The 11,833-nt window shown below is 37.7% G+C and carries 13 protein-coding genes; 3 read left to right on the forward strand and 10 right to left on the reverse strand.

Annotated features, from left to right (window positions below; all coding sequences use genetic code 11):
• Positions 1-166: 166 nt before the first annotated feature.
• Genes L1D46_RS06200 through L1D46_RS06220 form a run of 5 tightly spaced genes read right to left on the reverse strand, consistent with a single transcriptional unit; the run spans position 167 to position 5,930 of the window.
• On the reverse strand, positions 167-1,303 hold the full coding sequence (locus tag L1D46_RS06200) for a glycosyltransferase (RefSeq protein WP_239977090.1): 1,137 nt from the start codon (positions 1,301-1,303) through the stop codon (positions 167-169).
• Positions 1,300-2,010 carry an acyltransferase gene (locus L1D46_RS06205; protein ID WP_239977091.1) on the reverse strand — a complete coding sequence of 237 codons (711 nt, stop codon included), beginning with the start codon at positions 2,008-2,010 and terminating at the stop codon, positions 1,300-1,302. Before L1D46_RS06205 ends, L1D46_RS06200 begins: the two co-directional genes overlap by 4 nt.
• Positions 2,003-3,367 (reverse strand): O-antigen ligase family protein, encoded by a 1,365-nt coding sequence (locus L1D46_RS06210; protein ID WP_239977092.1) that lies wholly within the window; start codon positions 3,365-3,367, stop codon positions 2,003-2,005. Before L1D46_RS06210 ends, L1D46_RS06205 begins: the two co-directional genes overlap by 8 nt.
• Positions 3,351-4,769, reverse strand: coding sequence for an oligosaccharide flippase family protein (locus L1D46_RS06215; protein WP_239977094.1), 1,419 nt, complete (start codon positions 4,767-4,769; stop codon positions 3,351-3,353). Before L1D46_RS06215 ends, L1D46_RS06210 begins: the two co-directional genes overlap by 17 nt.
• A 9-nt stretch (positions 4,770-4,778) precedes the next feature.
• Entirely contained in the window at positions 4,779-5,930 is a 1,152-nt protein-coding gene (locus L1D46_RS06220; protein ID WP_239977095.1) for a glycosyltransferase, read from the reverse strand.
• A 220-nt stretch (positions 5,931-6,150) separates the two neighbouring features.
• On the opposite strand from L1D46_RS06220, the gene L1D46_RS06225 reads away from it, so the two are divergent.
• Complete coding sequence (locus L1D46_RS06225; RefSeq protein WP_130051481.1) at positions 6,151-7,068, forward strand: glycosyltransferase family A protein; 918 nt, start codon at positions 6,151-6,153, stop codon at positions 7,066-7,068.
• Positions 7,065-7,469: a response regulator gene (locus L1D46_RS06230; protein WP_130051480.1), complete on the forward strand. Its 405-nt coding sequence runs from the start codon at positions 7,065-7,067 to the stop codon at positions 7,467-7,469. The genes L1D46_RS06225 and L1D46_RS06230 overlap by 4 nt, the downstream gene beginning before the upstream one ends.
• Here the strand turns inward: L1D46_RS06230 and L1D46_RS06235 are convergent.
• The 4 genes from L1D46_RS06235 to L1D46_RS06250 form a co-directional block, all read right to left on the reverse strand.
• Positions 7,442-8,356, reverse strand: coding sequence for an endonuclease/exonuclease/phosphatase family protein (locus tag L1D46_RS06235; protein ID WP_130051479.1), 915 nt, complete (start codon positions 8,354-8,356; stop codon positions 7,442-7,444). The genes L1D46_RS06230 and L1D46_RS06235 overlap by 28 nt on opposite strands.
• Before the next feature lie 145 nt (positions 8,357-8,501).
• Positions 8,502-8,936 carry an acyl-CoA thioesterase gene (locus tag L1D46_RS06240; RefSeq protein ID WP_063705312.1) on the reverse strand — a complete coding sequence of 145 codons (435 nt, stop codon included), beginning with the start codon at positions 8,934-8,936 and terminating at the stop codon, positions 8,502-8,504.
• A gap of 5 nt (positions 8,937-8,941) precedes the next feature.
• Complete coding sequence (locus L1D46_RS06245; RefSeq protein WP_130051478.1) at positions 8,942-9,760, reverse strand: M23 family metallopeptidase; 819 nt, start codon at positions 9,758-9,760, stop codon at positions 8,942-8,944.
• Complete coding sequence (locus L1D46_RS06250) at positions 9,753-10,610, reverse strand: 6-carboxytetrahydropterin synthase (RefSeq protein WP_130051477.1); 858 nt, start codon at positions 10,608-10,610, stop codon at positions 9,753-9,755. Before L1D46_RS06250 ends, L1D46_RS06245 begins: the two co-directional genes overlap by 8 nt.
• 207 nt (positions 10,611-10,817) lie before the next feature.
• Between L1D46_RS06250 and fabA the strand changes: the two genes are divergently transcribed.
• Positions 10,818-11,333, forward strand: coding sequence for a bifunctional 3-hydroxydecanoyl-ACP dehydratase/trans-2-decenoyl-ACP isomerase (fabA, locus tag L1D46_RS06255; protein ID WP_130051476.1), 516 nt, complete (start codon positions 10,818-10,820; stop codon positions 11,331-11,333).
• A gap of 78 nt (positions 11,334-11,411) precedes the next feature.
• Here fabA and rmf read toward each other — a convergent pair whose 3' ends face one another.
• Entirely contained in the window at positions 11,412-11,582 is a 171-nt protein-coding gene (rmf, locus tag L1D46_RS06260) for a ribosome modulation factor (RefSeq protein WP_036968408.1), read from the reverse strand.
• Positions 11,583-11,833 lie beyond the last annotated feature (251 nt).

Below are 11,833 nucleotides of genomic sequence, written 5' to 3' on the forward strand. Positions count from 1 at the left end.
TTACCTTTTGCTTTGCATTTTGCAAAATTGCTCGGTTTTAATTTGCAAATTGATAAAAACAACCGAGATTTCTATAGATAGTTAGTTAATTGCAGTTAGTGAGCCAAAATGTAAAAAGCCGCATCTTGTATCGATACAAGATGCGGCTTTGGGTTGAAAGGTTTGTTTAGCAAAACCTAAGTTGTTTACAGACTAGCTTGGCTTTTGCTTGCCAGCTATGATCACTTGCCTGCCGAGATTGGTTTGCTCGCCAATTCAAGTTGTTTGATTTACTTAGGCTTACAGCATAGTCGACACGCTCAATAAAGCCCTGGTGGTTGTCTGCTATTAATATGGTCTCTTGGTACGGATTAACCGCAGCAAAGCGTGTCGTGACAATCGGTGTGCCTGTTGCTATGTATTCTTTTAATTTAAGTGGATCACAGGCCCTGATCTGCTCATTATCAACAAATGGCAAGATAGATACCTGCCAATGCTGAGAAAATGAAGCTAAACGATCATGTTCTACAGCCGGTATATGGTTTACATTGTCTAACTTGATTAGATCAGAGAAGTCTTCGACAAGGTGGCCTATCAATACTAATTGATACTCAGGCCTATCTTTAGCTAGCCTTAACAATAAGGCTTTATCAAGCCAAGCATTCAAGGAACCATAGAAACCAATAATTGGTTTGCTTATTTGCTCAAGTTCAACGGCTTTTGTGGTTTGCGTGGTAAAAAGCTCTAAATCGACCCCATGAGAAAGCATTTTAACTTTAGATTTCGGCATTTTGTTGGCTAGAGGCTCACTCACAACATAGATGGTGTCAGCTTTTTCGATAAGGTCACTTTCAAAAGGCGCGACCATTTTATGATCAACCCCCGCAAGTGCAGAGAAGTCATCACCACAATAATAAATGACCTTATCTTGCGCTCGCGGTGAGATTAGACTAATTGCAGTAGGCACACTAAGCCAATAAACTATTGGCTCATCATCTATGAAACCTTTTCGATTAAAAATCCATTTATTAAATAGCCTTACTATTACGCTATCGTGCCAAGGTAAAACCGCTAATGTGTGTGCTGTTAAATTAATGTTCTGGCCGGTTTTGGTTGTCGTCGTTTTCGGTCTTGAGGACTTTGATAAGAATAGGCTTTTTAATTTGTTTAATACCCGTTTTACATCAATTAAGCGAAGAGTTGGTTTGCGCATACCAATCGAGTTAATCCAAATAACCTGATGTTGTTTTGCTAGTTGTTTAAATAGGTGCTGTGTACTACTTGGGTGACTTTGCCAGTCTTCGCCGAATACAATAAATTTCATAGCGAATCCTCCAGCTCTTTAACAATTTTAGCTGGATTGCCAGCAACAATAGTATTTGCTGGCACATCTTTAGTAACTACCGCGCTTGCAGCAACTATAGCACCCTCGCCTATTGTTACACCTGCAAGCACAGTTGCGCCGGTGCCTATCCAAGCGCCTTGTTTGATAATGATATCGCCAACTTGGCATTCATCATCAGGGTCACCTAGAGCACGTCTTTCAGAGTTTAGAGGGTGACCAGGAAAACCAGCTAAAAATACCCGACCTGCAAGGCGAACATCATCTTCTAAAACAATTTTTCGACCAACAGAAAACGCATTCTGCCAACCAATATCTACATTACTGCCAATTATAAGTTTGGGTGTGTTATTACCATGACTACGCCCACAAAAAGTACTGATGCCACTAATTCGTGTGTTGTCATTACAGCTAATTTCAAGTTTTCCTAAAATTTGCGGCATACCAGAATATAGGTATAAATTTGCTTTTGAGCCCTTGATTTGGCTTTTAAATAGTGGTGTGTAATAAAAAATGCGCCCTAGCTCACTCACTACTGTTTTAACCAATAAATGCAATTTATATATAAATGAATGAATACCTGGGATAACCCACATTTGCGGATTGCGAATCGATTTCGCAAATTGAAAAAGTGATTTTGCAAATGGGCTGTCACTTGATTTAAGCCATTGTTTAATATTTTCACTCATGTGAGCTCTCCCTTTGTCTATCAATTACAAGCTTTTCTAACGCAATGGTTAAAGCAAGAATGATATATATAGGCCATGTAAATGCCTGAGTTAAAAAGGTTCCTGACACCATAAAACCAATTAGGCCGCCCTTTAGCGCTTTCGCATTTACATCAATTTGTTTGTCATTAATCTGTTTATTCATTAAAAAAACACGGTTCAAGGTGCGATAAATACAGGCAATCACAAGCACAAAAATGCATATTCCGACGATACCTGTTTCACCTAATACCTGAAACCACGTACTGTGTACTGCATGATTCTTGCCATCCCAATGTGGGCTATAAAAATAGTAATTAACGACAAAGTTATTAACCCCAACCCCAGTTAATGGATTATGTATCGCCATATTGATTGCGGCTTGCCATGCGTAGATACGGCCCATAGCAGATTCATCAACACCGCCTTCATGAGAACCGCCACTTTGTCTGTCTGCAATACCTGCAAAGGCAACCATGGCTAACATGCCCACAGCTCCAATACAGCCTACAACTACCGGATTTTTAACTTTTTGATAAATAAAGAAACTAAGTACAGCAGCAATGCCAAGTAAGCCACCTCGGCTTTGCGTGGCAATAACACCGCTAATTGCAACAACTAAGCATATAAACGCAATGATGCGTCTAAATTTATGGGCACTTGAATCAAATACTTCAGCAGCTAAAAAAGACACGGGAAACATCATTACAAGTGATAAATCGTTAGGATCACCAAGCTGCGAGCGAAGTTCTCGCGAAATAGTGACGCGGGTACCTTCTACTAGGCCAATGCCATTCATTTTGTTACTCAGGGCAACTAAAGCAATGGCGGCACCTGAGATCATGATGCCAATTCTAACCACATTAAAATGCTTTAATGTGCTCATCCACCACGAGATTGCAAATACCATAATGAGTACTTTTGTCAGTACACCTGACCAGTACTCCATCGCTAAACCGCGATTTGAGGCACTAAAAACGCAAACAGTAAGCCAAATAAACCAAACAAAAAATATCAGATGATTGGTATGCCAATGTGGCTTTAATTTTTGTGAGATAAACAGGTGCCAAGCTATTCCCAATAGTGACGCAAGCGCGAGTAACTTAGGAATTTTAAAAGGCATTAAAAAAGGAAAAGCTTCGTGTAATCTAAAGTAGCTAAATAAAATAAACAAAATTATAAAAGCCACACTTACCTTTACTGCAGTGAAAGCGGCAAAAGGTAATAGCAGCAATGCAAAAACTGCTATCGGGCCCAAAATGGCATAGGTAACAACCACAAGTAAGGTTACTAAAATGCCATTAATGAATAACTGATTTTGTTTATAGTAATTGAGCATATTGATGCTCCTTCATTAAGCTTGTAATTACATGCTTAATCAAAGATTTATATTGGAATGCTAGGCCAACTAAATAAATTAAACACACCACCCATTTAGCATAACTAAGCTCGTTAAACTGTAATGTGATAAACGTTATAGAGGCCAATGCTAACCAGCTTGGAATTAATGCAGCAAAATTTAGATTTAGAGGTTCGAAATATTGACTAACTGAGTAAAGGCAAACTAATTTAAAGCTTTGCATAATAATTAACGACAAAATTGCGCCTTCAACTCCAAAGTTGGGCACTAAAAAATACAGTAGACTTAGGCCTAAAAGCGCTGTGATAAAGTTAATTAAGGATACAAACACACCATTCTTGTGCATGTAGCAACCTATATTAAAAATATCGCTGTGATGACGAATAGCTACAACAATAATTAATAAAATCAGCCAGCTATCTTTGCCATGGTATTCAGCAGGAAGTACAGAGTTTAGAGCGATTGGTGCCAGTAAACTCATCAAAACACACATAGCTAAGCCTGCATTTAATGAGGTTATTGCATAATTTTGATATTGCGTTTTATCTTGCTTAATTAAGCTGAAGCGCTTAGCAAACCACCAAAGTCGGATTGGCTCAAATGTAAATGAAGTTATAATGGCGAATTGTGCTGCGACGTAATAACTTGCTAATACACTCTCGTTGAACTGTGCAACAATGAACCAGTTCTCGGCACCATTACCGGCATAAACAAACAAACCTGATGCGATAATTGAAGTTAAGAATACAGTCTGTGATTTTTTTATTCTCCAGCTAAAGCGAGAATAGCTCACTTTAAGTGCACTTCGCATATCACTTAAGGTTAAACACATAATAATGAACGTGCAGACAACACCTGAAACCATTACACCGGTTACATTAAAACCAAGAACTAACAAAGTGATTGTTAAACAAGTTTGTATGACAGCATGCGCAATACTATAAAAACAATACTTTTGCGCGTAACCAAATAACCGGTAGTAGGTATACGGGATAGCAAGTACCGAGGCAAAAGTTAAATTTAAAATAAGTAACCTAAAATCAATCACCTTTATTTGCGCAGGTAAGTTTGCAATAATTTGCTCGCTAAATATAAAGCTACAGCCTAAAAAAAGCGCACTAAAACAGATTGTTAATACCAGAGAGTCTCTAAATAACGCCATTTTTTCACGAAAAGATGGATACTGTTGTTTTAGCAGTAGCTCAGGTAAACCAAGCGAAACCACTAAAGAGCATAGCGCCGACATGGTCACCAAAAAGTTCAGCTCACCAAACTCGCTCTTTTCTAAAAAGCGAGTTGTAATTGGTAAAAGCAAAAAGCCAAACCCTTTTACTGCAAAAATAGCTAAAGCAAAGTAACCGATTTGTTTTAAGTTACTCATAAAACCTCCCTATAAAGATTCAACCCATTTGGAAAGCTGCTGCGCTTGTTTAACTGCGTTATAATGCTCATTCACATGCTGCTTGGCATTTTGACCAAGTAAATAACGTTTATAAGGTGACAGCTGGTGAAATTTATAAAGCATTTTGCTGAGCCCAGAGATACTACCTGGCATACATTTCATACCAACACTTGGGGTTACAATTTCGTTTGCTCCCATTAAAGTGGTAGTCAGTACAGGAAGGCCACAAGCCATGGCTTCTTTTAAAACTAACGGGCCTGTATCACGGTCGCCATTTTCTGCGACGCAAAAAGGAGCGATAAGCGCAGAATAATAAATTAGGTTTGAGCTAACCCAATCATGAGGTTTTTCACCTAGAAAGCGTATATATTTACGAATACCTAACTCTTCAGCCATGTACATTAAATCGTTCAGCATTGGACCGTCCCCTACTATATCGAGGGTTATCCCAAACTCTTTTGGAATATGCTTAAGTGCAGGTAGTAGAAATTGCAGACCTTTCTTCTCGACAAGACGGCCGATGAAAATCAAACGCACAGATTCATTAAGAGACGATGGTACAAATTTAAATTGTCTAGTATCGATACCGCAATGCAACAATTTAACATTGCTCTTTGAAAAGCGCTTAAATTGCATAGCCATTTCTTCACAAACCGCTATCGAAAAATCACAAAGTGCTAGTTTTGGTTTTAAATCTGCGTTGTTAACGTAAACATCATGACCGTGGCCAATAGAAGACACGGTAATGCCTGATAGTTTTGCAGCAACTATGCCGTATGCAAGTGGGCCATGCATAAAATGACAATGTAAATGGTTTATCTTTGCAGCTTTTATATAGCGTGCAATTTGATAACCATACGCAAGTAATGATTGTGTTGAAATTGATTTAAATTGAGCTGCAGTATGCGTTGCCCTTGCTAACTTATAAATGTTAAACATAGAAGGTAAGATCAATTTAAACGCAGGTTTAGTGATTTTTTTAACTTCAATGGCACTGGTTAAATTAATCATCACAGAGGTTTTTTCAAATGTAAGAACTGTCACCTTATGCCCTGCGTTTAGAAGAGCTTTAATTTCCGTTACAACAAATGTTTCTGATGCAATTGGAAAGCTTGGGACCAAAATAGCAATATGCTTCATAAAAACGCTCCTATAAAAACTGTTATAAGAGCTATGGCAAGTTCCATACCCAGCAAAAAAACCGAAATATTCCCGAATTGAGATAAAAAATTACCGAAGATTTGCAAAATGCAACGCACAAAGAGAAAAGGCTGAGTAATTTCAAAGAAAATACAGATTTAAAGCTGGCGTCTAAATTGCGTATCCTTTACTACGTGAAGAAATGCTATTGGAGCATATTATGAACAGCCAAGTCAGTATTATCATTCCCAACTACAACTGTTTGCAGTATCTAGATACCTGTATTAACAGCATTTACCAGCAAAAAAATGTAAATTTTGAAATCATTATTGTTGATGATGGCTCTACAGATGGCAGCAAAGAATACCTTGAGCAACTAGCTGCTGACAAAAGTGAAGTACGCATCTTTAGCCAACAAAGAAAAGGGGTTGTCGCTGCTCGTAACCTGGCAATTACGCAAGCAAAGTCAGAGTACTTAGCTTTTTTAGATGCCGATGATTATTGGTCAGCAGATAAACTTGCAGCTCAGTTATCATTTCATAAAAAACACCCAGATTGCGTGTTAAGTTTTACTGACTACATGCATTTTAATGAAAACAACGAAGATATAATTGGCTGTTTTGATTACTGGCCTGAGTTTAAATGCAATGAAGAAAACACAGACTTCCAATTTCTTGATAATCCAATAAGCCAAATGATCACCACCAACATTGTTGGCACTTCGTCGGTCATGGTTAAGCGCTCTGCCATTGTTGAGGTGGGTGGTTTTGATAATAAGTTAAGTAGCGCTACCGATTTAGATTGCTGGTTAAAAATAGCTAAAAAAGGTTATGTAGGTTATTCAACGCTATGTGCAATGCACTATCTAATGCGTGCTAACTCTATAACATCAAATAGAGAAAATAGATTAGCAGCGATGGTCGAAATTATTAATCGTAACCAATCTGTTGTATCAAACAATGAACGAAAAAAAATTAAAGCACGATTAAGTGAATGCTATGGCGAGTTCTACCGTGAACTTGGTCAGTATTCAAAAGCACTTATGTATTCAAACAGAGCCTTTTGGCTATTCCCTCATAAACGAAACTTTAAACATATGCTGTATGACTTGAAGCACTTATTTGGAGCGCATTCATGAAAAAAAACATTGTAATCATCGATGATGATGAAGCAATTTTAAGGTCGCTAAAACGGTTATTAGGTACTAACAACCATGTAATTTGTTTCAACGACCCTCTATCGGCAATTGAGTATGCGAAAAAGAACCCTATTAGTTTAGTCATTTGTGATCTGTTGATGCCTGCAATCAGTGGTTTTGCTGTTCTAGAGGATATTAAATTGCTACAGCCGAACTGCTCTCGCCTTTTGATTACTGGCTATGCAGAGCTAGAAGCTTCTAAAAGTGCACTTAACAATAATATAGCTAATATGATTACCGCAAAACCTTGGGATAACTTTGAGCTAACTATGCTAGTTGATATATTAATTGAAAATAGTCACCTTAAATTTAATCAATGCGTAGAAAATGTGAGTTCATAGTGCAGCAGTTTGTGGTCGCTGCCGTTTACTGAGTTAACACCAACATTAGATAAAGAAACATCTTCACTCACTAAACAATGATCTATTGGTAAACCCAAAACTTTTAAATCACTTAGCTGATTATTGAAAGACCAACTTGTATAAAAACCTGTGCGATTAAAGCAACTGCTTTTAGTCTTTATAAAGTACCGTGACCAAGGTACTGTATTAAAATCACCGGCAACTAACCAACTCCCTTTCAAGTTTTTAATTTCATTACTAACTTCACTTAATACCCTATTTCTCTGACTCCATAAAGTATGAGTTCTAGGTGATGGAGGATGAAAAAAAACACTATTTAACATAATGTTATTGTACAAGAAACTAAGTTTTACATAGCCAAGTTTAGGATTATCAAAGCGTTTAATTTGCCTTTGCACAATAGGTAGCTTGGAGATAACAAGAATGCCAAATGGTGCCCCTTCAACTTCAGCATAACCAAACAAATGATATTGCGTGTTGAGTTCATCAAGCACATGGCGCTGCGTATCATTAAACTCAAACAGTACCAAGATATCATTTTGCGTACCTAAAAATTGACTGTCGATGATCTGTGCTAAGTTAGGATTGCTATATTGCAAATTTACTTGTGCGATTTTGATATCGGAATTTTTAACAGCTTCAGATGATGAGTAAGGTTTAAAGTGAAATAGAACTAAGCCAATACTTAAAAAAACTAAACAAAAAGAAAGCTTTTTATTCCATAACAATAAAAGTATTGCAGGTAATAAGCTACATATAATCAGCACGCCACGCAAAGCGCCTGCTAAATCAAACAGGTAACCTTCGAGTTGATTAAAAGCCAACAATATAATTAATATATAAATAACCAGTAATATTAAACGCATCGCACTCCCCCCTTTGATTACTTATAGTTGCATATTTTGTTCCTTGCTGATAGATTCATATAACATAACTAGTATGATGTGTTCTTTAACGGTAAAAAATTAAGCACCCGAAGGTGCTTAATTCACTTTAAACTTGCAGTAAGTCTTATTCGAAACCGTTAATCATTTTATCGCAAACTACCGGAGTTGGTCTGTGGTTATCATCAACAGCAACAAACGTAAAGCTACCTGAAATAGCTAAGTGCTTGTCATCTTTGTGCATTCTTTCTAAAAAGATTTCAACGTCTACTTTAAGGCTGGTATTACCTACATGTACAACTTTAGAGATAAGCTCTGCGAATGTACCAGCCGGAATGGCTTCTTTAAAATCTACACGGTCAGACGAAATCGTTACAAGTGGCTTACGACAAAAACGTGTAGCAGCAATAAACGCTACTTCATCCATCCACGCCAACGCGTCACCGCCAAATAAAGTATTGTGGTGGTTGGTACGGCCAGGAAAAACAGTTTTTGTTACTGATGTTGTTGAGTCAGCAATACGCTTTGCAATAATAGCGTCACGATCGATTTGTTGTGTCATAGTCTCTACTTTTTATTAGCTAATGTGTCTTGCATCATTAGCGCAGGGTCAAGGCGTTCATTCTTCCAATTAAAACGCCAGTCTAAATGAGGGCCGGTAACTCGACCGGTCGCGCCGATCTCAGCAATTTTATCGCCACGCTTAATTTCATCCCCTACTTTTACATCTAATTTGCTTAAATGAATGTAAGTAGAGGTAACGCCATGGCCATGGTCAAGAATTAAAGTACCACCAGAGTAATATAAGTCAGCATCAGCAAAAACCACTGTGCCGCTGACTGGGGCATACACTGGACTACCCGTTTTATTGGCAATGTCTAATCCAAAGTGTGGTCGACGTGGTTCACCATTAAAGTAGCGCTGGCTACCATAAACACCAGAAATTCGCCCAACTGCAGGCTTATAAACGGGATCTAAAAAATAACGTAAATCAGAATTAACTTGTCTAGCTTTACGAACAGCAACAGCTTCACGGCTAATACGTTCAGACACTTCTTTAGGGGGCGAAACATATTTTTTTGCAACACCGGTGATTTTATCAATTTTGTAATCACGTTTTGTGATCACAATTTCTTGTTCGTGACTTACACCTGCCCTATCAACCCAAGAAAGGGTATGATTTGCCTTAGCATCACGACCAAAACCGAACACAAACTCACCATTTGTTGAAAGCTTAAGAGACTCACCATTTAAGCTAACACTTTTAGCACCTTCAATCTGGCCAGTCACTAAACCGCCTTGAGTTAAATGTCCTTTTAATTCAACAGCACTTGCAGTTAAAGAAAACAATCCTGCAAATGCTGCTATTAGTAATCCTTTACGCATAACTTATAGACCCCTTGCCAACCCCTTCATAAGCTGTAATTTTTACTTCTGATTCAGGGTATTGGTTTTTAACTTGTGAACTTAAGTAGTCTGCAATGCACTCAACCGTAGTATCGCAAGGTAAAATGTCGCAGCGTGACTTATCAATCGCCATTTCAAAATAGCCTTGCTGTGATGTATAAGCAAAACATACATCGTTATCTTGTGCTGTTACATGCTTAAGGTCTGATTTATTAATTTCATCTTCAGCTGTTGCTAAATAAATGTCTTCCCATTTATCTGCCCACTCTTTTTGTAAGCGAGGCATAGCCATACCATCAAGGCTAATACCAATTTGTGAGCGATGACCATGAATAATACGCTGACAATTACCATCGTGCTTTTTAAGACCGTGACTATAGTGATAGTAAAAGCTTTGGCTGTGCTCTGGGTATAAATTAATTTCAATCTTTTCAATGTTGCTAGGTAACTCAGGCATAATAGTTTTAATTAAAAACTCAGTTACCGATTTTTCATCAACAATATCAGCATCAATTAAACAAAATGCTTGATTTGGAGCACTCATAGCTAAGTGGTAATTATCACCAAAGTGACAATCTAACACGCTGTGATCAGCATGCTTTATAATTGAACCGTTTAGACTGTTAGGCACAGCAAGTTTATGGTCGATACAGTTATCAATAATGCCCTTAATCTGTTTTTTGACTAAACCAAAATCAAGGACCATCGACTCATCATTTAATTGACCGTGCAGAGTTAAATCCACAATCCAGCTCTCGCCAACTGCGCCGCGTTTATTACACAAGTAAGAAAAATCAATCACTGTTAGTGAGTTTACAAAAAGGATCATAAATTTCCTTTAGACTGGTTAAAGAATCACAGCAATTATAATGATTTTTACTTCACAATGCGCGGTTTTATCTACCTTTATCAGCGACACTTTAATTAAATGGTCATAAAACAAGCGAAAAATAGCAAAAAATTAACTGCTCCGAGTTGTTTAGCGTACAAGTGTACGCTAAAGTACGGGGCAATTTCTAAGCGATGAATAAGAGTTATGGAACCTAAAAACAGCTATACAAAAGAAGAATTGGTCCTTTGTGGTCAAGGTGAAATGTTCGGTGAAGGCAACTGTCGTTTACCAAGTGACAACATGCTAATGATGGACCGCATTATCTCTATCACTGCTGACGGTGGTGAGCACGGTAAAGGTCAGATCGTTGCAGAACTAGATATCAACCCTGATCTTTGGTTCTTCGACTGTCACTTTAAAGGTGACCCAGTAATGCCAGGTTGTCTAGGCCTAGATGCAATGTGGCAATTAGTTGGTTTCTTCCTTGGTTGGTCAGGTGGTCCTGGTCTTGGTCGTGCACTTGGTGTAGGTGAAGTTAAGTTCACAGGTCAAATCCTACCAACTGCTACAAAAGTAACCTATCGATTAGACATGAAACGTGTAATTAAACGTAAATTATTCATGGGTATGGCTGATGGTACTGTTGAAGTCGATGGCCGCGTTATTTATGAAGCAAAAGATCTAAAAGTAGGTCTTTTCCAAGATACATCTGCGTTTTAATCTTTAATTTAAGATACAAAATAGCAGGTACAAAAAAGCCCCTTGATGGGGCTTTTTTGCGTGAATAAGGTGCCTATATTAAGTTTTGAACATATTACGGTTTTCAATGGCCTCTCGCCAGCCACCCAACCATTCAGATTTAGGGTCGATTTGTTGATAAGGGCATTGTTCTTTTGAACGGCCTGCCAAGCCTGCTTTATAACCTTGAGAATGAGCTCTTTCTAAACGATCTCTTTTCTGTCTCTTCATAGGTAATATCCTCACCTTTTATATTTATAGATATGTAGCGAAATTGACATCTACATTTAATGAATAGTTAATAAAACTGTTAAATTCAAATGGCAAAAAACAATTAAATAGTTTGACAATAACTAACATGCTGATGCTCAAATGAATTAACATTTAAAATGACTAAGTGGTCGTACCTCTTCATCTAAAACGACCTATAAATACACTTAAATTCAGCTAAACACGATACAGCTCTTTTTAGCCTCCTAAAT

Origin of the sequence: Pseudoalteromonas sp. Isolate3 (assembly GCF_022398505.1) — a bacterium.
GTDB lineage: Bacteria > Pseudomonadota > Gammaproteobacteria > Enterobacterales > Alteromonadaceae > Pseudoalteromonas > Pseudoalteromonas apostichopi.

Excerpts from the sequence above, each read along its gene's own strand:
- L1D46_RS06200 (WP_239977090.1), bottom strand. The coding sequence starts at position 1,303 with ATGAAATTTATTGTATTCGGCGAAGACTGGCAAAGTCACCCAAGTAGT.
- L1D46_RS06240 (WP_063705312.1), bottom strand. The coding sequence starts at position 8,936 with ATGACACAACAAATCGATCGTGACGCTATTATTGCAAAGCGTATTGCT.
- L1D46_RS06205 (WP_239977091.1), bottom strand. The coding sequence starts at position 2,010 with ATGAGTGAAAATATTAAACAATGGCTTAAATCAAGTGACAGCCCATTT.
- L1D46_RS06220 (WP_239977095.1), bottom strand. The coding sequence starts at position 5,930 with ATGAAGCATATTGCTATTTTGGTCCCAAGCTTTCCAATTGCATCAGAA.
- L1D46_RS06245 (WP_130051478.1), bottom strand. The coding sequence starts at position 9,760 with ATGCGTAAAGGATTACTAATAGCAGCATTTGCAGGATTGTTTTCTTTA.
- L1D46_RS06235 (WP_130051479.1), bottom strand. The coding sequence starts at position 8,356 with ATGCGTTTAATATTACTGGTTATTTATATATTAATTATATTGTTGGCT.
- rmf (WP_036968408.1), bottom strand. The coding sequence starts at position 11,582 with ATGAAGAGACAGAAAAGAGATCGTTTAGAAAGAGCTCATTCTCAAGGT.
- fabA (WP_130051476.1), top strand. The coding sequence starts at position 10,818 with ATGGAACCTAAAAACAGCTATACAAAAGAAGAATTGGTCCTTTGTGGT.
- L1D46_RS06250 (WP_130051477.1), bottom strand. The coding sequence starts at position 10,610 with ATGATCCTTTTTGTAAACTCACTAACAGTGATTGATTTTTCTTACTTG.
- L1D46_RS06225 (WP_130051481.1), top strand. The coding sequence starts at position 6,151 with ATGAACAGCCAAGTCAGTATTATCATTCCCAACTACAACTGTTTGCAG.
- L1D46_RS06230 (WP_130051480.1), top strand. The coding sequence starts at position 7,065 with ATGAAAAAAAACATTGTAATCATCGATGATGATGAAGCAATTTTAAGG.
- L1D46_RS06215 (WP_239977094.1), bottom strand. The coding sequence starts at position 4,769 with ATGAGTAACTTAAAACAAATCGGTTACTTTGCTTTAGCTATTTTTGCA.
- L1D46_RS06210 (WP_239977092.1), bottom strand. The coding sequence starts at position 3,367 with ATGCTCAATTACTATAAACAAAATCAGTTATTCATTAATGGCATTTTA.